The organism is Sphaerospermopsis aphanizomenoides BCCUSP55 (assembly GCF_001586785.1).
Classification (GTDB): domain Bacteria; phylum Cyanobacteriota; class Cyanobacteriia; order Cyanobacteriales; family Nostocaceae; genus Sphaerospermopsis_A; species Sphaerospermopsis_A aphanizomenoides_A.
Genome location: NZ_LUFH02000012.1, coordinates 22,616 through 46,165, shown reverse-complemented (window position 1 = coordinate 46,165; position 23,550 = coordinate 22,616). Strand labels below are relative to the sequence as shown.

The 23,550-nt window shown below is 38.2% G+C and carries 22 protein-coding genes and 1 tRNA gene; 9 read left to right on the top strand and 14 right to left on the bottom strand.

The annotated features are described in order from the left end of the window. Window positions 1-20 precede the first annotated feature (20 nt). From A0J48_RS04865 to A0J48_RS04855, 3 genes are all read right to left on the bottom strand, one after another. The gene (locus A0J48_RS04865; RefSeq protein WP_200320860.1) at window positions 21-1,553 is read right to left on the bottom strand and encodes a class I SAM-dependent DNA methyltransferase; all 1,533 of its coding nucleotides are present in this window, start codon (window positions 1,551-1,553) and stop codon (window positions 21-23) included. A gap of 61 nt (window positions 1,554-1,614) precedes the next feature. Further along, window positions 1,615-1,788: a hypothetical protein gene (locus tag A0J48_RS04860; RefSeq protein ID WP_200320859.1), complete on the bottom strand. Its 174-nt coding sequence runs from the start codon at window positions 1,786-1,788 to the stop codon at window positions 1,615-1,617. 320 nt (window positions 1,789-2,108) lie between these two features. Continuing rightward, window positions 2,109-2,180 (bottom strand) — tRNA-Thr (locus A0J48_RS04855). Window positions 2,181-2,558: 378 nt separating this feature from the next. Here A0J48_RS04855 and argF point away from each other — a divergent pair. The 3 genes from argF (at window position 2,559) to A0J48_RS04840 (ending at window position 5,875) form a co-directional block, all read left to right on the top strand. Next, window positions 2,559-3,479, top strand: coding sequence for an ornithine carbamoyltransferase (gene argF, locus A0J48_RS04850; RefSeq protein ID WP_200320857.1), 921 nt, complete (start codon window positions 2,559-2,561; stop codon window positions 3,477-3,479). Window positions 3,480-3,657: 178 nt separating this feature from the next. Beyond that, entirely contained in the window at window positions 3,658-4,263 is a 606-nt protein-coding gene (gene lexA, locus A0J48_RS04845) for a transcriptional repressor LexA (RefSeq protein ID WP_200320855.1), read from the top strand. Between the two features lie 139 nt (window positions 4,264-4,402). Next, window positions 4,403-5,875: a DNA phosphorothioation system restriction enzyme gene (locus A0J48_RS04840; protein ID WP_200320853.1), complete on the top strand. Its 1,473-nt coding sequence runs from the start codon at window positions 4,403-4,405 to the stop codon at window positions 5,873-5,875. Window positions 5,876-6,043: 168 nt separating this feature from the next. Here the strand turns inward: A0J48_RS04840 and A0J48_RS04835 are convergent, their stop codons facing one another. From A0J48_RS04835 to A0J48_RS04800, 7 genes are all read right to left on the bottom strand, one after another. Further along, window positions 6,044-7,174, bottom strand: coding sequence for an RNA-guided endonuclease InsQ/TnpB family protein (locus A0J48_RS04835; protein ID WP_200320851.1), 1,131 nt, complete (start codon window positions 7,172-7,174; stop codon window positions 6,044-6,046). Window positions 7,175-7,427: 253 nt separating this feature from the next. Then, complete coding sequence (locus tag A0J48_RS04830; protein WP_200320849.1) at window positions 7,428-8,159, bottom strand: M50 family metallopeptidase; 732 nt, start codon at window positions 8,157-8,159, stop codon at window positions 7,428-7,430. 93 nt (window positions 8,160-8,252) lie between these two features. Next, complete coding sequence (locus A0J48_RS04825) at window positions 8,253-9,095, bottom strand: FHA domain-containing protein (protein WP_200320848.1); 843 nt, start codon at window positions 9,093-9,095, stop codon at window positions 8,253-8,255. A gap of 105 nt (window positions 9,096-9,200) precedes the next feature. Further along, on the bottom strand, window positions 9,201-9,923 hold the full coding sequence (gene pgl, locus A0J48_RS04820; RefSeq protein WP_200320846.1) for a 6-phosphogluconolactonase: 723 nt from the start codon (window positions 9,921-9,923) through the stop codon (window positions 9,201-9,203). A gap of 410 nt (window positions 9,924-10,333) precedes the next feature. Continuing rightward, entirely contained in the window at window positions 10,334-11,119 is a 786-nt protein-coding gene (locus tag A0J48_RS04810) for an MlaE family lipid ABC transporter permease subunit (protein WP_200320842.1), read from the bottom strand. A 65-nt stretch (window positions 11,120-11,184) separates the two neighbouring features. Then, window positions 11,185-11,928, bottom strand: a complete 744-nt coding sequence (gene rph / locus A0J48_RS04805; protein WP_200320840.1) for a ribonuclease PH — start codon at window positions 11,926-11,928, stop codon at window positions 11,185-11,187. 98 nt (window positions 11,929-12,026) lie between these two features. Then, window positions 12,027-12,602: an adenylate kinase family protein gene (locus tag A0J48_RS04800; RefSeq protein WP_200320838.1), complete on the bottom strand. Its 576-nt coding sequence runs from the start codon at window positions 12,600-12,602 to the stop codon at window positions 12,027-12,029. Between the two features lie 350 nt (window positions 12,603-12,952). On the opposite strand from A0J48_RS04800, the gene A0J48_RS04795 reads away from it, so the two are divergent. The 3 genes from A0J48_RS04795 to A0J48_RS04785 all read left to right on the top strand — a co-directional run bounded on the left by A0J48_RS04795 (window position 12,953) and on the right by A0J48_RS04785 (window position 17,044). Further along, a complete protein-coding gene (locus A0J48_RS04795) occupies window positions 12,953-13,489 on the top strand; it encodes a P-loop NTPase family protein (RefSeq protein ID WP_200320836.1) in 537 nt (178 codons plus the stop codon). Window positions 13,490-13,923: 434 nt separating this feature from the next. After that, window positions 13,924-16,404, top strand: coding sequence for a vWA domain-containing protein (locus tag A0J48_RS04790; protein ID WP_200320834.1), 2,481 nt, complete (start codon window positions 13,924-13,926; stop codon window positions 16,402-16,404). A gap of 121 nt (window positions 16,405-16,525) precedes the next feature. After that, window positions 16,526-17,044 carry a DUF29 family protein gene (locus tag A0J48_RS04785; RefSeq protein WP_200320896.1) on the top strand — a complete coding sequence of 173 codons (519 nt, stop codon included), beginning with the start codon at window positions 16,526-16,528 and terminating at the stop codon, window positions 17,042-17,044. 382 nt (window positions 17,045-17,426) lie between these two features. Here A0J48_RS04785 and A0J48_RS04780 read toward each other — a convergent pair whose 3' ends face one another. After that, window positions 17,427-18,170 carry a response regulator transcription factor gene (locus A0J48_RS04780; protein ID WP_200320832.1) on the bottom strand — a complete coding sequence of 248 codons (744 nt, stop codon included), beginning with the start codon at window positions 18,168-18,170 and terminating at the stop codon, window positions 17,427-17,429. Between the two features lie 156 nt (window positions 18,171-18,326). On the opposite strand from A0J48_RS04780, the gene A0J48_RS04775 reads away from it, so the two are divergent. From A0J48_RS04775 to A0J48_RS04765, 3 genes are all read left to right on the top strand, one after another. Beyond that, window positions 18,327-19,391 carry a YheT family hydrolase gene (locus A0J48_RS04775; protein ID WP_200320831.1) on the top strand — a complete coding sequence of 355 codons (1,065 nt, stop codon included), beginning with the start codon at window positions 18,327-18,329 and terminating at the stop codon, window positions 19,389-19,391. Window positions 19,392-19,426: 35 nt separating this feature from the next. Continuing rightward, entirely contained in the window at window positions 19,427-20,146 is a 720-nt protein-coding gene (gene hetI, locus A0J48_RS04770; RefSeq protein WP_200320829.1) for a 4'-phosphopantetheinyl transferase HetI, read from the top strand. Window positions 20,147-20,502: 356 nt separating this feature from the next. Beyond that, window positions 20,503-21,036, top strand: a complete 534-nt coding sequence (locus A0J48_RS04765; RefSeq protein ID WP_200320827.1) for a late competence development ComFB family protein — start codon at window positions 20,503-20,505, stop codon at window positions 21,034-21,036. A 28-nt stretch (window positions 21,037-21,064) separates the two neighbouring features. Here A0J48_RS04765 and A0J48_RS04760 read toward each other — a convergent pair whose 3' ends face one another. From A0J48_RS04760 to A0J48_RS04750, 3 genes are all read right to left on the bottom strand, one after another. After that, a complete protein-coding gene (locus tag A0J48_RS04760) occupies window positions 21,065-21,661 on the bottom strand; it encodes a hypothetical protein (protein WP_200320825.1) in 597 nt (198 codons plus the stop codon). 282 nt (window positions 21,662-21,943) lie between these two features. Beyond that, window positions 21,944-22,798, bottom strand: coding sequence for a formyltetrahydrofolate deformylase (gene purU, locus A0J48_RS04755; RefSeq protein WP_200320823.1), 855 nt, complete (start codon window positions 22,796-22,798; stop codon window positions 21,944-21,946). 47 nt (window positions 22,799-22,845) lie between these two features. Continuing rightward, complete coding sequence (locus A0J48_RS04750; protein ID WP_200320822.1) at window positions 22,846-23,544, bottom strand: DUF4340 domain-containing protein; 699 nt, start codon at window positions 23,542-23,544, stop codon at window positions 22,846-22,848. Between the last annotated feature and the right edge of the window lie 6 nt (window positions 23,545-23,550).

The window sequence follows — 23,550 nt, the reverse complement described above, 5'->3', positions numbered from 1 at the left end:
TTTTAATACTTTCTATATTGCTAATTGAGCGAAGTCGAAACCACGATCCCCCCAATAATCTCTAAAATTTCCGCAGTTTCCAGATCCAAAACTACAATTTCATCTAAAATATCCTGCGGTTCTCTTAACCTCACTTCCTCCACCTTATTGGGATTTTTCACCGATAAATCAAACGACTCCTGATCAATATCAGCAATATCCACTAACCAAGACTTTTCCGACACTGCAAAAGTAGCTTGTAACTCCACAAACTCCCGTAAATCATTATCATTTAAAGGATTTGTTTTCCCCAAACTTCGCCCCGGATCTAATTGATAATACCAAATCTTTTTAGTCGCCATTTGTTCATTTATAGACTTACCTTGATTAAAAATCGGTGTAGTCTGAATAGCGTCTAAAGGTTCTCTTTTCTCAAAAAATAAAACTACAGTTTTCACCCCCGCCCCGATAAAAGTCCCCCCAGGACAATCTAAAATAGTATGTAAATTACAACTACTCAAAAGCTCTTGACGCAAAGCACGGGAAGCATTATCAGAATTAGAAAGAAAGGTATTTTTAATAACTACCGCCGCCCTACCTCCAACCTTCAACATTTTGATAAAATGCTGCAAAAATAAAAACGCTGTTTCTCCAGTTTTAATATTAAAATTGTTCTGTACTTCTTTCCGTTCCTTCCCCCCAAAAGGAGGATTTGCTAAAATCACATCAAAACGATCTTTATCTTGAACATCACTAAGATTTTCCGTCAACGTATTAGTATGAATAATATTCGGGGCATCAATCCCATGTAAAATCATATTCATGATGCCAATAACATAAGCTAAACTTTTCTTTTCTTTCCCAGTAAAAGTATTTTTTTGCAGTATTTCCAGTTGTTTAGTTGTTAATTTACCCTGTCTTAAATAGTCATAACTTTCACATAAAAAACCCGCCGAACCACAAGCACCATCATAAATTTTTTCACCGATTTTTGGCTTTACAACCTGAATCATTGCCCGAATTAAAGGACGTGGTGTATAATATTCCCCACCATTACGCCCCGCATTTCCCATATTCTTGATTTTCGCTTCATAGAGATGGGATAACTCATGTTTTTCCTGCTGGGATCTAAATCTCAATTCATCAATAAATTCCAGCGCATCCCGCAAACTATAACCACTTTGAAACTTATTTTTAATTTCGCTAAAAATCTCGCCAATCTTATATTCTATGGTATCTGAACCGCTAGACCGTTGCTTAAAACCTTGTAAATATGGAAATAATTGACTATTTACATAATTGATTAAATCATCACCAGTTAAAGCATGGTCATGATCTAATTTACCCTTTTCATCTTTTGGTGCTGCCCAAACTGACCAACGATATTTTTGATCAATAATAAATGTATAAGATTCGCCACTTAACTCCGCTTTTTCAAATCGTTCCTGTTCTAAATCATCCAAATACTTCAAAAACAATAACCATGAGGTTTGTTCAGTGTAATCTAACTCTGTAGTACACCCGGCCTCTTTCCAGAGAACATCATCAATATTTTTAAAAGTTTGCTCAAACATTTAGGTTTACTTTTCAGGAATTATATTTTACGAATACTTTATTAATTTTCAGCATAGCCATTTAACTTCCCTGTGACTTGTCACCCGCAGGGGAATCTTTTTTTTGTAACCAATCTCTAATCACCTCCTCTAAAGCCGCAGTTTGCGTCACTTCCAGACGCGCACAGGCAACTTCAAAAGCAATTTTTAACTCTTTGGGGACTCTTCCCCTCACCTCTCTAGTTTCTTCTGCCATCCTATCTGAAGCTCAAGCTTGCGGCTTCTATTTTTGCACAGTATTTGAGGAAAAAAACTTCTGCGCTATTGCGTCATTGCATCATTGCGCTATAATCAGGAGAGGTAAAAAAACTATCAACCAACAATCATATCACTTTTCTCTGCGTTCAGGAAGAATTGGTTGGATTCCAGGCACAGACAATTGTGTTAACACATAAAATTCTAGAAGGAAAAAACAACATTAATTTGCAAAAACATAGCCAACTTAGATTGACTCTAAAAAACAGTCGATGCGACATCAATTTAAAAAAAGCGACATTTAATGTGCGAACGTACAAAAGCCAGCAGTCGGATTTGAACCGACGACCTTCCGATTACAAGTCGGATGCACTACCACTGTGCTATGCTGGCGGGTTGGTTAATGCCGTTAAAACACTCACCGATTAATAATCATAGCATAGATAAATAATTTGTCTAGGGGTTAGGGAAAAAAATTTTCCAATGCCCCATTCCCTTAAAACTTACGCAAAAAAACGAAAAAATAAGGTTTTCGGAGGATAGGTTCATCAAAGAAAAAAACCCCTACACCCCACACCCCACACCCAGCCCAGATGATAAATTTTGTGCGTCAGTCCTGTCCCGATAAGTTGACACATCAAATATCATTACCCAGAGAACAGTCATCCTGTAGCTCAAGGTAAAAATATTTGGTACAGTTTTAAATCTGTATTCCTATTGACGCGGCTGAGTGAAGACACAGAAAAACATTATTATTTACAAATCATCAGCATGGCAGCATTGATCGGACGAGATTTATTAGGTCTGGCGGATCTTAATTCCACAGAACTGCAAGAACTTCTAGAAATGGCAACTCAACTGAAGTCACAAAAACTCAAGTTGCATTGTGATCAAGTGTTAGGTTTGTTGTTCTCCAAAGCTTCAACTCGGACACGAGTCAGTTTTACTGTGGCAATGTATCAATTGGGTGGACAAGTTATTGATCTTAACCCGAATGTGACGCAAGTAAGTCGAGGAGAACCTGTACAGGATACTGCTAGGGTATTGGATCGTTATTTGGATATTCTCGCAATTCGCACTTTTGCCCAGCAAGAGTTAGAAATTTTTGCGAATTATGCCAAAATTCCTGTCATTAATGCCTTGACAGATTTAGAACATCCATGTCAGGTGTTAGCTGATTTACAAACGATTCAAGAATGTTTTGGGACTTTGGCAGGTTTAACTTTAACTTATGTGGGTGATGGGAATAATGTGGCTAATTCCCTGATGCTGGGTTGTGCTTTGGCTGGAATGAATGTGCGGGTGGCTTTTCCTTCGGGTTATGCACCTGATGCGGAAATTGTGGAAAAAGCTAGGGCGATCGCTAATAATAAAACTGAAGTTGTTCTCACCCATGACCCAAAAGCAGCCGCAGAAGGCTCCCACATTTTATATACTGATGTGTGGGCAAGTATGGGTCAAGAGTCAGAAGCTGATAATCGTTTTCCTATTTTCCAACCTTATCAAATTTCTCAACAATTATTAGGTCTTGCCGATCCAGAAGCGATTGTTTTACACTGTCTACCAGCCCATCGTGGTGAAGAAATTACAGAGGAAGTAATCGAAGGTTCTCAATCAAAAGTTTGGGATCAGGCAGAAAACAGATTACACGCTCAAAAAGCTTTACTGGCAAGTATTTTAGGGGCAAAATAACAGCAGTAGTAATGGGTAATGGGTAATAGCGAATGGGTAATAAATTTTATTTTTCCCTATCACCAATTACCTATCACCAATTACCAATTATCATTAATCTTTAATTGAATCTTGTTAAGAAAGGATTTTTGTAGTACAAATGCTCTAGGGACATTTGTAATTACTTCCCGATAAATTTATGGAAAAACTAACTGAAGCGCAACAAGAATTGTACGAATGGTTGGCGGAATATATCCGAATCAATCAGTATTCTCCCTCAATTCGGCAAATGATGCAAGCGATGAATTTGAAATCACCTGCACCAATTCAAAGTCGGTTGGAACATTTACGCAACAAGGGATATATTGATTGGAATGAAGGTAAAGCGCGAACAATTCGGGTCTTACGCCAAACAAAGCAAGGTGTGCCAATTTTAGGAACTATTGCTGCTGGTGGTTTAATTGAACCTTTTACTGATGCGGTTGAACATTTAGACTTGGCGAATTTATCTCTACCTCCCCAAAGTTATGCTTTACGGGTTGCTGGTGATAGCATGATTGAAGATTTAATTGCTGATGGTGATGTGGTTTTTTTGCGTCCTGTAGCAGAACCTCATCATTTAAAAAATGGTACGATTGTGGCCGCTAGGGTGGAAGGTCATGGTACGACGTTAAAACGTTTTTATCGTCAAGAAGATATGGTGACTCTCAAACCTGCAAACCCTAAGTATCAACCCATCGAAGTACCAGCAATGCACGTACAGGTACAAGGTTCTTTAGTAGGTGTGTGGCGTAATTATAATTAGGGACTCTTAACAGGTTATAAGTGACAGATGAAAGAGGTAAAAGGAAAAAGATAACGCAAAATTCATCTTCACTGTCACTTGTCAATTTCTACCTTCTTGACTGTCATTTGTTAGCTGCCATCTTTGTCACTGTCACCTTATGTATTTAACGCGAAAACCAGTGCAGAAATTGCCTTCTTTCTCTCTCAAATTGCCTTTTGTAAGAGAGAATAGTGGCAGTTATCACCTTCAGCCATCATTACCAGGATGTCCAAAAATGCCTGTATCCCTGCAACTGCGGGGGTATCAACGCCAAGCGATTACTAGCTGGTTTGCTAATAATGGTAGAGGTACTTTAAAAATGGCTACTGGTAGTGGTAAGACAATTACTGCACTGGCGATCGCTTGCGAATTGTACAAACAGATAGGTTTACAAGTCTTGTTGGTGGTGTGTCCTTACCGTCATCTGGTCAGCCAATGGGCTAGAGAATGTGATAAATTTAACTTACAACCGATTTTAGCTTTCGAGAATTTACGCAGTTGGCAAAGTCAACTATCAACGCAATTATATAATCTGCGTTCCGGTTCTCAAAATTTTGTCACGGTGATCACCACTAACTCGACCTTAATTGGTGAAGGTTTGCAATCTCAACTTAAATATTTTCCGCCCAAAACTTTAATTATTGGCGATGAAGCTCATAATTTAGGCGCACCCAGGTTAGAGGAAAGTTTACCCCGGAATGTGGGTTTGCGTCTAGCTTTGTCTGCAACACCAGAAAGATATTTTGATGATGGAGGTACGCAATCTTTATTTGATTATTTTGGTTCTGTATTGCAGCCGGAGTTTAGTTTGCAGGATGCTATTAATCAAGGGGCTTTGGTACATTATTTATATTATCCCGTTCTCGTGGAATTAACAGAATCTGAAAGTATTGCTTATTTAAAATTAACCAAGAAAATTGGACGTTCTCTTCAGTATCGAGAAAAGGAAGATGGTAATTTTGAAGATAATGAAGATATTAAATCTTTATTAATACAACGTGCTAGGTTAGTAGGTACAGCCGAAAATAAGTTAACGGCTTTACGAGAATTAATGCAAACTCGTAGGGATACAAGCCACACTTTATTTTATTGTAGCGATGGTTCTCAGGAAACTGGACACCGTTCATCTCTGCGGCAACTGAAAGCAGTGGCCCAAATTTTGGGGGTAGAATTAGGTTATACAGTTAGCACCTATACCGCACATACTTCTTTAATAGAAAGGGAGATTTTAAGACAACAATTTGAAAGCGGAGAGTTGCAAGGTTTAGTGGCTATTCGTTGTTTAGATGAAGGTGTTGATATTCCCGCTATTCAAACTGCGGTGATTTTATCAAGTTCGGGCAATCCTCGTCAATTTATCCAACGTCGGGGTAGGGTTTTACGTCCTCATCCGGGAAAGGATAGAGCGACTATTTTTGATATGATTGTTTTACCTCCTGATTTAGACAGAGAAGCTATGGAAGTGGAACGCAATTTGTTAAAAAAGGAGTTGCGGCGGTTTGTGGAATTTGCAGATTTGGCTGATAATGCTGGAGAAGCAAGGATGAAGTTATTAGCTTTGCAAAAGCGATATGGGTTGTTGGATATTTAACACGCCCCGATCTAAAAGTGCAGAGAGTATCAATGTGAACGATAAGCAACCGCTATATAAAACCTACTCAAATCTACCTATCTACTGACAGACTGACTCTTGAGTGTCGTTTACTTCCTGCTTCCTCCTGAAAGTGTCGGCACTACTCAGTCCACAGGCTAACACTGCCTAACTGACAGCTTTGGATACGCCAGTTGCTCTACTTGGGGAGACCCCAAGACCGCACTGGCTCAAATTAATAGCCGCGTTTAAATCCCTGTCGCATTCAAATCCACAGCTATCACACTTAAACACTCTTTCACTCAATGAGAAACTTTCTTTTTTTACACTACAATCAGAGCAGGTTTTAGAACTAGGAAACCATCTATCAACAATTACTAATTTTGAACCGTAAAGTTGACATTTGTACTCTAATTGTCTCCTCAGTTCATAAAAACCCATATCGGAAATCGCCTTTGCTAGTTTATGATTAGCTAACATCCCAGAAACATTCAAATCCTCTATCACTATCACACCGTGGTTTTTGGCTAACAGCGTAGTTAATTTATGTAATGTATCTTTCCTGATATTGGCTATCTTTTGATGTAATCTAGCTATTTTGAGTTGGGCTTTTTTCCAATTATTTGAACCTATTATTTTCTGTCTGTTTAACCATTGTAGTCTCCTTAATTGAGATTGATATTTTTGATAAGATTTAGCTCCAGGTATTACTTCACCAGTAGATAATGTGGCTAAGTTTTTCACACCTAAATCTACACCCACAACATTATCTAAATTGGATATTTTTGCTTCTACTTCTATCCTAAAACTAATAAACCATCTATCGGCTTGACGGCTGATGGTGACTGACTTTGGTTGAGTTTGAGGTAATCTTTCATAAGTCTTTAATATCCCTATTTTGGGAACTTGTATTTTGTGATTACCTAAGATTTTTACCGTTCCTTCTAGAGTGAAACTATCTTGTTTCCCTTTTTTTTTAAATCTTGGTACTCCTGATTTTCTTTGAAAACATCTATCCCAAGATTTTCTTAAATTTCTGAGTGCTTCTTGTGGTGCTGATTTGGAAAATTCATAATACCATTGGTTTTCAGGTTTAACTAATGCTACTAACCATTTATGTAAATCTATTGCTGTAGGAAATTTGATTTTCTCATCAGGATTATTTTGGTTGTGGTCTAATATTTGTTTAGTTAATGATAATCCCCAGTTCCAAGCATGACGAGCTACTCCACAGTGTTTTACTATGTTTATCCGTTGAATGTGGTTTAACTTTAACTCGGTTTTAAATCCTAGTAGCAATGATTTTACATCTCCTGTATTTCGGGGTATTTCACTACTTTATTAGTTATCAAGTCTGAGCGTCAAAACTTATGATACTATAAGTAAAGTGATAGTCAGTTAATGTATACATTAATTAATAATACCCAAAGTCAGCTATGTATTAACCGAGAAATTTTTGTTGCTGTTAGAGATGATTGTTTAAACTTACTCATATCCTCATGATAGCTTCCTATTTAATCAGATATGAGTTGATTTAGGTAGATATTTTGATTCAGTTACTAGCCCGTAGACTTTGAACTAAAATTACCAAAGAAGCTACAGCCATCAACCCACCCCAAAACCAATAAGGTAAAAGTAAATATTTCTGCATTTGTGCTGTATCGGAAAGTCCTAAAGAACCAGCACTATAACTAAATAGGTAATTTAATTGGTGGAAGGTACTAACACAAGCTTGTACACCTAAAAACTGAATTGCAAAACCTTGTACCCAACGCGGAGTTTTCCCAGCTATTCCTAAAATCATCAAACCTAGTAAGGGAATGGCTATTAAACCAAACCAAGAACGCACCCAAACTAAACTAGAAAACAGCAAAAAACCGCCTAAGATTTTTAAACTCAGGGAAGCAGCTTTAAAACTACGAGAAGCGAGAATTAAAGCAGCACCAGCAATAGGTGGACCCATCGGGCCTGCTGCTGCAACCAAAGCTGGGGCAATGGGGCCTAAATTTGAACGCATTGTATAACTGGCAACACCAGAACCATTACTAAAAATTAGTAACTGTTGAAAATTTCCCCCCAACATCAGCGCCATCAAGCCGTGACCCATTTCATGAAACCATGTAGCCAGGATTGTGAAGGGGTATAAAATATAATCACCTCCTGGGAATTGCCACAAAATAGCAGTAGCGATCGCAGCGCCTATTAGCCATGTTAGCCCCATCCGTTCAACTTCTGGAGGGGCTTCCTGAGTTAGCAAAGATGGAAAATCTTGCGGTTTACTCATTGGTAAAATTCCTGTTCACTAATTTGTAATTCGTAATCCGTAACTACAAATTATTAATTACGCATTACGAATTATCAATTACGAATTATTCATCTAAGAAAGTTGAAATAAGAAAGTTACCAAATCCCCCTTACCCAGACTGATGCGATCGCCTGGACGTAAGCGGTGTCTGTTCCCTGGTAATAGCGGCAAATTATTAATATAAGTGCCGTTAGAACTACCCACATCTTCTATGTAGTGAGCATCTCCCTCCACACGGATATCTGCATGAATCCGTGAGACAATTTCTGAATTGGGAAATCCAGCCACATCTATATCAGGGGGAATACGGTCATTAGGCTTACCGATATGAATCACGGAAAGATTCTGCGGTAATTCAAGTTCTTGATTACTTTGAACATGGAATAATTTTGCTACCACCTGCTGTAATTGAGTTCTAGACGCAGTTACCACAGGTGTTTCTGGAGGTGGAACTGGCGCTGGTGGTGAAGGTGGCGCTACTGCTTCTGGAGGTGGAACTGGCGCTGGTGTAGGAATAGGTTGTGGGACTGCTACTGGTGGTGGTGCAGGTGTAGGAATAGGTTGTGGGGCTGCTGCTACTACTGTTGGTGGTAGGGTAGAAGCAACAGGAGGATAAGCAGGAGAGCCGAGTCCCAGAGGATCTGGTTGTAAAAGTTCTAACATGGGGTCAGGAGTAACCAACGATGGCACTTCCACAGGGATATCGGGAGCCATCGTTGAGCTGACAACTGTTGCTTCTACAGGGGCTGATTGAGAATGTAGATTATAGCCACACTGACCGCAAAAAGCCGCATCTGCCTGTACAGTTGCTCCACAACTGGGACAGTTAGTAGTGGCGGGTAAAGGCGTGTAGCAAGCTTCACATTGAACAGCGCCGTCTGGATTGGGATGATTGCAATTTGGGCAGACGATCATGGATTTTAGCCTTTGTCAAGGTCATCGTAAAATATATTACTGGCAAGCAGTTATCAGTTGTCAGTTATCAGTTATTGGTCACTGCACTGTTTACTGTTCACTGATTTAGGGTTTGAGTTCCAATCCTGCGGCTGCATCTAACAACCACAATAATTCTCCTTTGGGTTTAATTAAGCGAGATGGATAGGTCAAATCATCCGCTACAGGCGCAAAAACTTGGGCTAAAGCTGGTCGTTTATTAGCACCAGCAGCCAAGAAAATTACACTCCGCCCAGCGTTGATGAATGGGTAGGTAAAAGTGATCCGGGGGTGATCGTCTTTGTTCCCTACAGTAATTAGGCGATCGCTTACTTTCAGGGCTTCTGTGTGGGGAAACAAAGATGCTGTATGGGCATCATCACCCATTCCCAGCAAAATTACATCCAATGCGGGAAATTGTCCTGGTGCAGAATGGAAAAATTCTTGCAGATGCTGATTATATTTAGCCGCATCTACAGATGGATTGCCTGATAAAGTGGGTACGGCGTGAATATTAGCTGCTGGAATAGCAACCCGATCTAACCAAGCACGACGCGCCATCAGTTCATTGCTATCTGGGTGGTCTGGTGGTACATAACGCTCATCTCCCCAGAAAACATGAATTTTATCCCAAGGCAGGTTTTGATTACCTATGGCTTCGTACAACGGCTTAGGTGTGCTGCCACCAGATAAGGCAATAGTAAATTGCCCCCGTTCCTGAATTGCAGTTTCTAATTTGGACAGGATCAAATCTAGCGCCCGTGCTACCAGCGTAGACAGATCCGGTAAAACTTCAACCGTTTTGTTCATGGCTTCATCATCACATAGCCGGCTTCCAGCAATACAATACCTAACTTCTGGCAATTTGCCTTTTGAACTTTTGAAACTTTTAACATCATGAAGAGGCAGGAGTATGGCTAACGCCACGCTTCGCACTTCAGGAGTTCAGGAGTTTAGGAGTTCAGTAGTTCAGGAGTTCCAGGAGTTCCAGGACTTCAGGAGTTCAGTAGTTCAGGAGTTTAGGAGTTCAGTAGTTCCAGGAGTATGGCTTACGCCAAGCTGCGCTATCAGTCGTTCAGGAGTAAGAAGAAAGAATTAAAATTTCCCCCTGCACCCTGCCCCCTGCCCCTGAAGTTTCTCTGCTCCCCTGCTCTCCTACACCCAGTAATTCGAGTCTATTATCTGATAACTGATTACTGATAACTGTTAGCTGATAACTGTTAAAGTATGGGCTGCTCAAAGAGTACCAAAGCCAGTATAAAATCCATGATAAAAATTGCTACCCAAGTAGTTACAACAGCTGTTGTCGCAGATTCTCCTACTTCTTTAGCTCCACCCTTAGTAGTTAGTCCCCAACTACAGCCATTAACTGCAACAATCATGCCAAAAATTAACCCTTTGAGTAAAATTATAAAAACATCGGCAGGTGTTAAAAAATCTCGGACTGATTCTAAAAATGTTTCTGGTTGAACTTGATAAAAATATGATGCGGCAAAGACTCCGCCACTGATGCCTATAACTACGGCAAAAATCATCATCAAAGGCATCATCAAACAACAAGCAATTACTCTCGGCAGTACAAGATAATCAATGGGGTCAGTTTTGAGCATATAAAGAGCATCAATCTGTTCTGTAACTCGCATTGCTCCTATTTCTGCTGCATAAGCTGAACCTACTTGTCCGGCAATAATACTAGCAGTCAGGATTGGTGCTAATTCTCTGCAAAAAGCTAAAGCAAAAGCACCACCCACAGTTTCCACAGCACCAAATCGGACTAATTCTCTGGCTGTTTGAATAGTGAAAATCATGCCCGCAAAACCACTGACTAGAAGCACTGGTGGCAAAGAACCAGGTCCTGCGGTAACAGTATGAGCCAAAATCTTCCGATAATAAGTTTTTCCTTGGAGTATATGTAGTGAAATTTGACCAAACAGCAGCAATGTGGCCAAACAGCGGACAATCCATAATTGTTCTAAATTTCTAGTTGGTTGCAAGTTTACCGCCATTAGTCTTGACTTTTGTTATTTGTTAGTATTCAACACAAGTGACAACTGACGGGGAATATTGCATATTAATTTCCTAGAAACAGTGTATTCCAATCAGGAATCGCATTTCGTTGAGCAATTAATAATTCCTGAATTCCTGTTTGGGCAACATCCAGTAACTGATTCAACTGCTGACGGCTAAAGCTGCCTTCTTCTGCTGTTCCTTGGACTTCGATTATTTCCAAGTTGTGATTCATGACCACATTAAAATCTACGGTCGCGGCGACATCTTCAATGTAGTTAAGATCCAAAAATGCTTCTTTCTCCAACAAGCCAACAGAAACAGCTGCCACTTGTCCACACAGTGGCGATCGCTCTAATACTCCTCGCTGCAATAATTGAGAAATGGCATGAGCTAAAGCGACAAAACCTCCTGTAATTGCGGTTGTCCTCGTCCCAGCATCTGCTTGCAACACATCAGCATCCACAGTCAGCGTCCGTTCTCCCAATATCTCAAAATCTAAAGCAGCTCTTAAAGAGCGTCCTATTAAACGTTGAATTTCTTGTGTCCGTCCCGATAATTTCAATAATTCTCTTTCCTGTCTTTGTTGTGTGGCAGAGGGTAACATCCGGTACTCAGCGGTCAACCAGCCTTTACCAGTCCCAGTTAAAAACCTAGGTACGCTTTCAGAGATGCTAACAGTACAAAGTACCTGAGTATCACCACATTTGGCCAGTACAGAACCAGGTGCAAAGCAGGTGAATTGAGAGTGAAAATCTAAGGGACGTAGTTCGTAGGGGTTTCGACCGTCGGGACGCTGCCAAGCCATTTAAATTGCCTCAAAATTTTCTATTCTGCCTTTAGATTACAGCAGAATTATGGAGTCAGTTATCAGTCTATTCGCTGTTCCCTGTTCCCTGTCACCTGTTACCCCAGTAAACTGAGAATATTATATTGTACCTGTTCTGGTGGATTATCACCATTGATAGTTAATAGACGGCGACGACGGTCATAATACTCTAAGATGGGGATGGTACGATCATAAAATAGTTCTACACGGCGCTGGACAATTTCTGGTTGATCATCTGGGAGCGATCGCCCTAAAGAACGACTCACCATCACTGCCTCTGCTACTTGCAGATAAATTGCCCAATCTAATTTTTGTCCTAAACTTTCCAACAAAAAATCTAATTCTTCTGCTTGAAACGCAGTCCGTGGATAGCCTTCTAGTATCCACCCACAATCAGTATCCTCTTGGTTAAGGCGAATTTTGATAAATTCAATCATGATTTCATCTGGCACTAATTCCCCTTTTTCAACATAAGGTTTGGCATAACGAATTAAATCAGGTATTTCACCATAGCCATTGACTGAATTATCATCAGATATAGCTTCGCGCAAAATCTCACCTGTCGAAATTAAAGGAACATCAAAGTATTTGCAAAGCCTATGTGCTTGAGTGCTTTTCCCTGATCCTGAACCTCCTAAAATCACCAATTTCACAACAATTTACTCCTCATTATTTTAAATTCATTTACTCTCTAACTCTGTTTTGTCCTAATAAAATGATAAATCTGATTTTTTGTGGATTTTTCAACCCCTAAATCGAGCTTTTAATTGATTGACACCGCGAATTATTTGTTGGTATTTTTACAACTAATTTCAGGCAAAAAACTAAAATTTCCATGAAAATCCTACTTGACTTTAGACTGAATCTAGTGTTTGACTAAGAATGCCAAACCTAAAATACTCTAGTCAGTACAAAACAGATTGATTATACAACCTAAATTTGTATTTGCTACTACTATCAGTAAAAGCTACTTAACCTATTAAAACTTTTTAAACTTACTCCTATGGTTGCCCAACTAGAAACACCTGGTATCAATTCGACTCTTAGCTTACCATATTCAGTTCAGGGGCTGGTGCAAGTTTTTACTAGTTCCCATCGTACTTTCTTGACTAGTGTTATGTCTCAAGCATTGAGAATTGCTGGACAGGGGACACCAGTATTAATAGTGCAGTTCCTCAAAGGGGGCATTCGTCAAGGCAAAGACAATCCTATACATATCGGTAAAAATCTGGATTGGATTCGCTGTGATTTACCCCGTTGTATTGATACACCACACTTGGACGAAACAGAAACCCAAGCTTTACAACATTTATGGTCTTATACACAACAGGTGGTATCAGAAGGTAAGTATTCTCTTGTGGTTTTGGATGAGTTGAGTTTAGCTATTAATTTTGACTTAATTCCAGAAGCAGAGGTTTTGGAGTTTCTGACAAAACGCCCTCCCCATGTAGATATTATTCTCAGTGGTCCGGAGATGCCAAAGTCTCTGCTTGATGTAGCTGACCAGATTACAGAAATTCGCCGTAGTCATCAACTTTGAGAGAGGTTTTTAAACGCAGAGGTTCGCGGAGGTAAGCGCAGAGGAACACGGAGGTTTGTTGGTGATGATTTGGGGTTATATAGCAGGAGGTAGGAGGGAAAGCCTTGTTATATCTACGTTTCAAGGATTAATAATATCCTAATTATCCTGGCTACAGCTATAAGTAAGTCGGCTTGAAAAAACCGAGGTATGTTACAAAAAGTAAAATCCGTTCTGTTTGCAACCTAAAAATAAAGAAATATAAAGCTTTTTCAGCTTAATTTGACATTTTTATAGTATTCATGTACTATATATTTATGTAGAGAAAATTAGAAGTTTTCTCAGTGCTGATTGCAACATCATAGTTTTTACAACATATTACAACATCACCCCATCCCAGTATAAATTCATTTATCCTGGACAATATTCTGTATAAATTTACCATCCGCAAAATTATGGCAAGTCAAAAAACCAAGTTTGCTGTTTATAATCTCGCAGGTAAAGAAAAAGCTTTCTATTTAACTGAAAAGGTAAAACTGGAAATTAAGCCTGATGCTATCCCTAAAACGATGATAGCTCATAGTATCATTATCATTGATCGTTCTGGTTCAATGTATGGTGATATTGAGGCTTTAAAGGAAACTTTAATTAAACTTTTGACTCTGGATGAATACAGTAATTCAGAATTGGTTGTCACGTTGATTTCCTACTCTTCTAAAGGTGATTTAACTTGTCATTTTCAGCGTGTCCCGATTCAGGATGTAATGCAGCCAGATTCATCTTATATTGCTGATATTAAGGCAATTCGTGCTACTTGTGCAACTTGTATTTCTCAATCTTTGAAATTAGCTAATGAATTGATTCGTCCTGGTGAATTAACAGCCATAACTTTACACAGTGACGGCTATGCTAATGATAGCAGTTTTAATTCTGAATCTAAGGCAATAGAGGGAATTTGTAATGATTTAAAAAACAAGGAAGTTTTTGTTAACACTATTGCTTATTCTCTCTCTTCTGATTTTAAGTTTTTGGCGAAAATTGCTAATTCTGTTTCTGGTGTTTGTATCCAAGCTGGGAATATTAAGGAAGTCTATGATGCTCTTTATAACACTGGAAATGTGTTAACAGAAGCGACAGGAATAGTCATCGAAGAACCCTTAGCTAGTGACTACAGTTATCAAGTTTTCTTTTCTCCCACAGCTAAAAAAATTAATGGTACAAATCAAACTTTAAAAGTTTTTGGTTTGAAGCTGGAAGATGAAGCTTACATCTATAAATATAAGCAAATTACCAAAGATGCTTATACTCAATTAACAGATGTTCCTATTGCTCAAAATGATCAATCTGTCTATCTTTTTGCGAAAGCTAACTTAGCTGATGGAAATCTCAATACTGCTAAATATGCACTTGCGAGTACCTTCAATGCAACCTTAACCGCAAGACACGCGAAGGCTTTAACAAATGAAGACATTGCAAATTTTACTCAAGATGTAGAAATTGCACTCTTTTATCCTCATGTTTTAGCTGAACATGAAATTTTAGATTATGTGAAAGTTAATGATAAAATCTCAGTTTTGAAGTTAATTGATATTTTATCACAACATCGGCAACATATCATTATTAACCTCAAACATTTGCAAGCAACTTACCAAAGAAAAGGTGTTAAGCGTGTTAATGGTACACGGGGAGAAAATGGAGAGTTAATTAAACCTTGGTTGGAAATAGAATATATTGAACCAGGTGATTATGTGCAGATGGGGACTTTTGATATTAACCGCAATACGGCTACTATTAATATGCTGATTACGCAAAAAGTAAAGCTGGTAAAATCAGAAGATAAAACGGCAATTACAGAAGTGGCTGGTGTGTTATTAAATGATTTAACGACTTTCAATAATTATACTATTGTCAGTGATGGAGAAATTAATGTCAAGGCTTTAAAAGTGAAAATCAGCAGTAAAAAAGCCTTTGATGATTTAAAAACTGTAGGGGTGATAGATGGGGAAGAGTTTGATTTTCAAAAAGAATATACTTTGCAATTAGCAGATTTACCTTTAGTGAATTTTGAGGGTAATTACAGTAGTATTGATGGTTTATTTACTCAACTGGCAGAAATTAAGGCTTTATCTAGTATTCTTGCTGCTCATTTACGGGAAGAGTCAGATGTATTTATTCCCGCACAAATCGAAGAATTGAAGAAACATTATCTTTCTAAAAGTTTGTATCTGAATTTTCCCACCACTAACGAATATACAGACTTGAAAGCGGCTTTATCTGATGGTACAGTTGACTCAAGGGTGAGTTATAAAATTGATATTGGTGGTACAGAAATTCTCAACTTGAGTAAATTGTCTTCTGCTAATCAGTTTCTAGATAAAAGATATGAAGTTTATGATTCAGAAACGGGTGAAATTTTCAAGAAACCGACTTTTGAATTAGCTTTTGGTGAAAATATAGCTTTTCGTTCTAAAGCTTTGTCTTCTAGGAGCAAAGTTACAAAAGCAGATGAATTGATGAAAGCAATTTTTGATGATTTTCTGGGAATAGAAGCAACGGGGAAAGTTGCAGAAATTTTAAACTTAGTTGGTGCTGGAAGTTTGGCTTTATTTTTGCAAGCAAAACACGCTGGTAAACCTGTGAATAAACAGGAAATTATCAACGCAATGACAGCAGCAAAAGCTAAGTTAGAAGATTATACGGAAAAGGTTTATCGGGAAAATATTTCACCTTTAATATTTTACATTGGTGCAACTGGTTTGATACCGGATGAAATGAATGCTCAAGCTATGACTGCGGATGAATTAGGTGGTAAATATCCAGATTTACAGTTTTCTAAGAGTGAACAGGAAGGAACATTTTTTGTGGTTGGTGATACTGTAATTAGTGTGTATGCGGAAACTGAATATTACAGTAAAAAACCTGTTGGTGTTAGTTAGTTGATTTTGTAATATTATTATTAAGGGTTTAGCATTGCTAGACCTTTACTAATATTTGATATCTAATACTAATATGTTATGATCAAAAAGTATTTTGACTACATTTGAGGTTAATCAACAAATGACACAGGAATTAATAGACCTCAGAAATAGTATTTTAGAACAACGTTATGCGGATGCTTTAGCTATTGTCGATGATTTAGAGGGGATGAGTAGACAATCAATTTTGCGAAATATTCAAGCGTTTATTAAGGTTTTGTTGATTCATTTGATTAAAAATCAAATCGAGCAAAGATTAACTAATTCTTGGGCAGCTTCTATTCGTAATTCCATTAGCGAAACCAAAAAACTCAATCTCAAGGAAAACAAAAAATCATATTATATTCATCAAAATGAATGGAGTACCTATATTCAAGATGAAATTGAAGGGGCTATTCGTGATGCAAGTGTGGAAGTTTTGAATGGTGCTTACAGTCCTTTCCAACTAGCAGAAATGGTAGAAAAAGAACAGATAATTAATCAAACTGAAGAATTATTAAAATTTACTTATGAAAACTCAGTCAAGGAATTGCCAGCAGTAATTGATAATTATTTAACTCAGTTACCTGGTGGAGAAGATTGGAAATTAGGAAAAAGATAGAATAGGGAGAAATTTTTAGGGACTTCCAGAAATTAAATTATTCAATGAGTGAGAACCAATATGAGTATGAGATTCTTCTTCCCCTGCTTCCCCTGCTTCCCCTGCTGACCCAAACGATGGAATATTTTTTTAGTTGGAAGTCCCTTACCCCACACCCCACACCCCATAAAATAAGGGTGCATTTATAGCACCCCTATTATTAATGAGGGATATGAGAGTGTGTTAGGACGTACGCAAAAAAACGAAAAATCAAGGGTTTTGACAAAGGGGTAAAGTGATGGAAAAATCAAGGTCGAGGAGAGGAAAACCCCTACACCCCTACACCCTTACACCCCTACACCCAGTCGTCACAGATAACTTCTGTGCGTAAGTCCTGTGTGTTTTACTCAACCACTGTAGCGGTAGTTCCCTCAGATGATGGTGGTAGACTGGGTAACTCTAAACAGTATCCCGCACCATAAACAGTCTTGATATAGCGCGGATGGCGGGGATCTGGTTCGAGTTTAGTTCGCAGATGGCGAATATGCACCCGAATAGTTTCAATGTCGTCGTCAGGGTCATAACCCCAAACTTCTCGCAGAATTTCGCTGGGAGAAACTGTTTGACCGTGACGTTGCAGCAAACAATGAAGTAGTTCAAACTCTAAGTGAGTCAGTTTTACAGTTTCACCGAACCAAATGGCCTCAAATCTTTCTGGAACGAGGGTAAGAGAACCATAGTTGAGAATTTCGCTGTGTTTTGCTGCTTGGGGGATGCGGTCAGTTCTTCTTAATAACGCCCGCACCCGCGCTAACATTTCTTCAACTTCAAATGGTTTGGTCAAGTAGTCATCCGCACCTGCATTAAATCCTTCTACTTTATATTGAGTTTGACTTAAAGCCGTCAACATCAATACAGGAATTTCTGCGGTGCGTTCATCCCGACGTAGGCGTTGGCAAATGGTAAACCCGTCTACTCTGGGTAACATGAGATCGAGCATGATCAAGTCTGGTTGTAGCTGGAGGGCCAGCGCCTGACCTTTGATGCCGTCTTCAGCTTGACTAACATCATAGCCAGCCATTTCCAAGTTGACGGCAACAAGTTCTGAAATCGCTGGGTCATCGTCTATGACAAGAATCCTCGGCATTCTTAAAAAATTATGACTACTTTTCTTAAGGATAAATAAGAATCATTGCTATATGCAAAGATTACTATTTTGATTGTAAAAAAGATTTTAAATCTAACATAAATATTAAGATTAAAGGATTATGAAATCAAGTCCAATTTACACGAATTTTAGTATATGGTGTGTGAGTCTACCTACAATCCCCCATATTTCTTGCGAAATGGCGTTGCTATAACTGTTTACACTGCTTTACAGGGAGGACAAAATTGGCAAACAAGCATTTCCCATCCAGAGCCACTGTATCAACAAGTGATATTTACTGGTGGGCAAGGTGTACCACTTTTTGGTTGGGTTGCTATTCCTAAAAATGCTCATAGCACCATTGTTGGGACCTATGGCATTACAGGAGAGTTAGAACAACAATGGTTTTTGAGGGTAATGGGACGTAAAGCTTATGCTCAAGGATACGCTGTGGTGTTATTTGATTGGCGAGCGCATGGTAAAACGGCTGAATTATCCCCAACCTTAACTTCTGATGGGTTGTATGAAGGGGAAGATTTTGTGAGAATTGCGGCTGAAGCGGCTAAAATGGGCTGTCCCAATAAATTTTGGTTCACAGGATACTCTTTGGGCGGTCAACTAGCTCTGTGGGGCATAAAAGCGGCTGTAGATTTAGGAATTAAAGGGATTAATATTGCTGGTGGGGCGGTGATTTGTCCAAGTTTAGATTCCTGGCGATCGCTCACCTATTTGGGAACAACACCCTTTGGTAAATTCATAGAACCTCGCATTGCTAGAGAATTAAAAAAACTGGCATGGAAAATTCATGAGCATCATCCTGGTCATTTGGATGCAGCAGCTATTGAAAGAGCAAATAGTATTTGGGGATTTGATGAAGAATTAGTAATTGGTCGTTTGGGTTTTTCTTCTGTGCCAGAATATTATGAAGCCAGCAGTGGTATAAATATTTTACCTCAGTTACAAAAACCAACTTTAATTATTTATGCTGCTGATGATCCTTTATTTTATCCCGGTATTGTTCCTGATTTAAAATTGGCCAGTTCCAAAAATCCATTTATAGATTTATTACTCACTCGCTATGGTGGTCATGTTGGTTATGTGAGCAGTAAACAATGTCAATATCAAAATCAAGATCCTGATCAATGGTGGGCGTGGAATCGCATTTTACAGTGGATTAATGAAAAACAAAGGGAAAAAATAGAGCTTGTCTCCTCATTTTAGATTTTGAATTTTAAATTTTAGATTTTGAATTGTTTGTGACTATCTTGAATAATATTTGGCTAACTGCTCCCACAAATTTAATGTTGTCGTCAGACGATGTACATCTCTGGAAAATAGACCTGAATCAATCAGAATCACAATTACAATTATTCAGGGAGTCTTTATCTAGTGATGAAGTTGCTCGTGCTGAAAGGTTTTATTTTCCTGAACATCGTCGGCGGTTTATTGCTGGTCGTGGTAGTCTCCGCGCTATTTTAGGACGCTATTTAGGTGTTGCACCTGCACAGGTAGAGTTTGAATATCAACAGCGTGGTAAGCCAGTTTTAGCAGCTAAGTTTGCTGATAGCGGGTTGTTATTTAATTTGTCTCACTCTCAAGATTTGGGTTTGCTGGGTGTGAGTTGTCAGCGATTAATTGGGGTTGATTTAGAATATATTCGTCCAATGTCTGATTTAGATAATCTTGCCAAAAGATTCTTTTTACTGAGTGAATATGAAGTCATTAAATCTCTTTCTTTTGAACAAAAACAACAAATATTTTTTCGTTACTGGACTTGCAAAGAAGCTTATTTAAAAGCTACTGGAGATGGTTTAGTGCAGTTAGAACAAATTGAGGTTTCTTTAACACTAACAGCACCTGCTCAATTACTTGTACCTGGAGATTGGAATTTGCAGGAGTTAGTACCAGCAGATAATTTTGCGGCTGCGGTGGTTGTAGCTAAGAGAGGGGGCAGTTTCCAGTTTTGGCAATCATGAACATCATTACAGCAGCTTTCAGCAGTCAGCGGTCAGCAGTCAGCAGTAAAACCCTTTTGGTGTAAGGCTTTGTCATAAAAATTTGTACCTTATTGATCTGCAATATGCTGCACCAACAATCGATGAGATTTGTACATGAGTCCTGTTTTATATCAAGACAAAACTGTATTTTTACTGGTTTTTACTATATTGGGTAACTTTTAATTACCAAAAAAATATTAAAATCCACGTTTACACTAAGCGGTATAAATGTATATAGTGAGATTTACTCAAAAATTCAATTATTGAGATTTCTCTTGTTGCTATCTTTATAAAAACTTCAACGCAAATTCAAATTTACACCAATTATTTGAGTTATGTCAAGCTATCGACCATCTCTTAATTCTTCCCATCAGTATCCCAAACAAAATGCATTCACAAAACATTCTCGAAATGTGATGGAAATGCTAGTAGTAGAGGAAGTTGAGAAACAAATTCAATCTTTGCCTGTAAAAATTGCTAATTATATCCAATCATCAGAAGTTGTTGCTTATGCTCTAAATCGCTTACCTTGTTTGTATGCAACTAGCAAAAGAGGGTGGCAGAGGCAATGGCATCATGGAAAAACAGAGTTGTATCAAAAAATTACTATGGCTGTGCGCCAAGGAATAGTTGCGGTACAAAGAGATCCTTTGCGTGTTAACGATCCGCTCAATTTCCAGGAAGACCAGAAAGCGACGGAAGCTTTGGACAAACTTAAAGTTATACTCCAACGTGAAGACCTCTCATGGGACAACTTAAGTGATGTGGTTCAGCAAACCTTGGTCAATACATCAAAAGGTAGAATCACCTGGCGTAGATATAATTGTTCGGATAACGACACATTTGACTGGGAGAAACATCGGCTTTAACCCAAAGCAATCAAAGGTGAAAAGTCAGCTAACGTTTATTAATACTAGCCTCTAGAGTTTTCACCTGAGTTTGCAATTCTTCTACAACTTGTAAATGCGATCGCTCCAGTAAATAACCAGCCCAAAGAAAACTACCGCTTAACAAAGTAACTACACTCACTAAAATACCAGTCAACAATTTTACTTGAGAACGTAATTTTTTTACTTCATAAATCTGATATTGAGCCGGAGAAATAGAATTTAGATTGTTATCTTGATTTTCTAATAGTATTTCAACTTTGGAGTTTTCTAATCTTTTAAACTCAACACTGCTTCGTAACCAATCAGCAATCAATTTAGGGCTATTAGTCTTAAACCATTGCCAAGCAATCATTCTAAACACAGGCTTAGATAGTTTAGATATCAGTTTCAGAGTTGTATTCAGGTTTCCATAACGAAACTTTTGATTAATCAAATTTGTTGAACCAACGTCATAAAGACAATTTATGATCAACTTAACTGTCACCTCCTCTCTGTAAATCATATTCACCAACAAGAGGAGAACATCTTGCATAAGTTTTTCTTCTTTTTCCTTTTCTGTCAGCAATTGTGCAAAGTCACTTGAGGATTCTAATTGCTTAGACATATTTTCTGTAGAAACTCTGAGTTGTAGTCATGTACTTACCTTTAAGTATACCGACATCACAAAACAAATTCCTCATCCTAGATAATGATTATTCAAATATTTCTGGCAGAAATCGGGGAAAAGGCAAGGTGAAAAGCGGTAAGAGGCTTCCAAATACAGAAATAAACAATCTCTGAGTGAACATGAGAAGTAGGGTGGCTTCCGTTCAGGCGATTTGCAGAAGTGTTAGCCAAATCGTTTCGACTTTGACCCCTAACCCTAGTTGCTGAATCAGTTCAAGTTTTACTCAAATACTACTGTCCTATTTTTATACACTAATACGCGATTTTGTAAATGAAACCTGACCGCCCTGGCTAAAACAATTCGTTCCAAATCTTTACCCTTTCTTACCAAATCATCAACATCGTCTCGGTGACTAACTCTCACTACATCCTGTTCAATAATTGGACCAGCATCTAAATCAGCCGTTGCATAATGCGCCGTTGCACCAATAATTTTGACACCTCTTTCAAAAGCTCGATGATAAGGATTAGCACCAATAAAAGCTGGTAAAAATGAGTGATGAATATTGATAATCTGAGGGAATTCTTTAATAAAATCGGCACTGACAATTTGCATATATTTAGCCAACACCACTAAATCAATTTTGTAGTCCTGCAATAATTGTAATTGTTTAATTTCCTGTTCTTGCTTATTATCTTTAGTAATAGGAATATGGTGATATTGAATGCCAAATTGTTCTGCTATTCCCTGTAAATGAGGGTGATTACTAATAATTAGAGGAATTTCTGCATTAAATTCTTTAGCCCTTTGTCGCCAAATCAAATCAAACAAACAATGGTCTTGACGACTTACCCAAATGGCTAGACGGGGAACAGTATCAGAAAAATGTAATTCCCATTTAGCACCCAAAGGTTGAGCAATAGCATTAAAAGCAGTACCAATAATATCTCTAGGTAAATTAAAACCCTCTAATAGCCATTCTATGCGAGTGAGAAATAAACCAGCTTCAAAATCTGTGTGTTGGTCGGCATGGATAATATTACCACCATTAGAATAAATAAAATTGGCAATTTTCGCTACTAGACCACGTTGGTCTGGACAAGAAATTAATAAAGTTGCTGTCGGTTTTGTCATGGAATTTTAGATTTTAGATTTTGGATTTGGAAACAGCATTAATAATATTATTTATTGATCATTTTTTTACTATTTGTTGGTGTTGCGGTTGGTGTTGTTGGTGTTATTGGCGTTGTTGTTGGTGTTGCGGTTGGAATTGTGGTGGGAATGGCTTCAGGAAGACCTGGTAACGGCTGAGATTCACTATTTTTACCCACTTCTTTCCACTCCGATAATTGCAGATTTACAGCATTAGCAAAATCTTTGGATACCAACAATACATTAATATTATCATTGTTATTTTGTGTAGGGTCAACTTGAGCATACAAGAAACTATCATTAAAATTAGGCTTACCTAAAATTAATTTATGACTTTGCTGATTTTTCAGTTGAATATCAATAGTTGCTTGGGGATTATCTACACCAAATTCACTCAATTGATTAGCGGGAATTGATAGATTTCTCTCACTTTTACCCTGTACTAATAAATCCATCAAATAAGAAACAATTGCATCATTAGCTGGTTCAGAAATTGGCGATTTAATTAACCATTTTGGTGGTTCAGGTTTAGGACTACGTTCTAGGTTTAATGTTATGTCCTTGGTTCTGACAGTCAAAGATTGGACATCATCAGCAGTAAAAGCAAAAATTTTTTGCTGACTTTGTTTCACTGCCTCTCTTTGAGTAGAACCTTTAATTTCATGAAAGTAAACAAAAGCACCCAAACCCAAGGCTAAAAGTATCAAAATTAAAGTTGTGCGTTTCATTTGTAG

Bases quoted from the DNA above. Each gene is read 5' to 3' on its own strand.
- purU (WP_200320823.1), bottom strand. From the start codon at position 22,798: ATGACAAAACCGACAGCAACTTTATTAATTTCTTGTCCAGACCAACGT.
- argF (WP_200320857.1), top strand. From the start codon at position 2,559: ATGGCAGCATTGATCGGACGAGATTTATTAGGTCTGGCGGATCTTAAT.
- A0J48_RS04795 (WP_200320836.1), top strand. From the start codon at position 12,953: ATGGTTGCCCAACTAGAAACACCTGGTATCAATTCGACTCTTAGCTTA.
- A0J48_RS04825 (WP_200320848.1), bottom strand. From the start codon at position 9,095: ATGATCGTCTGCCCAAATTGCAATCATCCCAATCCAGACGGCGCTGTT.
- pgl (WP_200320846.1), bottom strand. From the start codon at position 9,923: ATGAACAAAACGGTTGAAGTTTTACCGGATCTGTCTACGCTGGTAGCA.
- A0J48_RS04765 (WP_200320827.1), top strand. From the start codon at position 20,503: ATGTCAAGCTATCGACCATCTCTTAATTCTTCCCATCAGTATCCCAAA.
- A0J48_RS04860 (WP_200320859.1), bottom strand. From the start codon at position 1,788: ATGGCAGAAGAAACTAGAGAGGTGAGGGGAAGAGTCCCCAAAGAGTTA.
- A0J48_RS04760 (WP_200320825.1), bottom strand. From the start codon at position 21,661: ATGTCTAAGCAATTAGAATCCTCAAGTGACTTTGCACAATTGCTGACA.
- A0J48_RS04865 (WP_200320860.1), bottom strand. From the start codon at position 1,553: ATGTTTGAGCAAACTTTTAAAAATATTGATGATGTTCTCTGGAAAGAG.
- A0J48_RS04750 (WP_200320822.1), bottom strand. From the start codon at position 23,544: ATGAAACGCACAACTTTAATTTTGATACTTTTAGCCTTGGGTTTGGGT.
- A0J48_RS04840 (WP_200320853.1), top strand. From the start codon at position 4,403: ATGTATTTAACGCGAAAACCAGTGCAGAAATTGCCTTCTTTCTCTCTC.
- A0J48_RS04785 (WP_200320896.1), top strand. From the start codon at position 16,526: ATGACACAGGAATTAATAGACCTCAGAAATAGTATTTTAGAACAACGT.
- rph (WP_200320840.1), bottom strand. From the start codon at position 11,928: ATGGCTTGGCAGCGTCCCGACGGTCGAAACCCCTACGAACTACGTCCC.
- lexA (WP_200320855.1), top strand. From the start codon at position 3,658: ATGGAAAAACTAACTGAAGCGCAACAAGAATTGTACGAATGGTTGGCG.
- A0J48_RS04775 (WP_200320831.1), top strand. From the start codon at position 18,327: ATGGTGTGTGAGTCTACCTACAATCCCCCATATTTCTTGCGAAATGGC.
- A0J48_RS04790 (WP_200320834.1), top strand. From the start codon at position 13,924: ATGGCAAGTCAAAAAACCAAGTTTGCTGTTTATAATCTCGCAGGTAAA.
- A0J48_RS04830 (WP_200320849.1), bottom strand. From the start codon at position 8,159: ATGAGTAAACCGCAAGATTTTCCATCTTTGCTAACTCAGGAAGCCCCT.
- A0J48_RS04810 (WP_200320842.1), bottom strand. From the start codon at position 11,119: ATGGCGGTAAACTTGCAACCAACTAGAAATTTAGAACAATTATGGATT.
- A0J48_RS04780 (WP_200320832.1), bottom strand. From the start codon at position 18,170: ATGCCGAGGATTCTTGTCATAGACGATGACCCAGCGATTTCAGAACTT.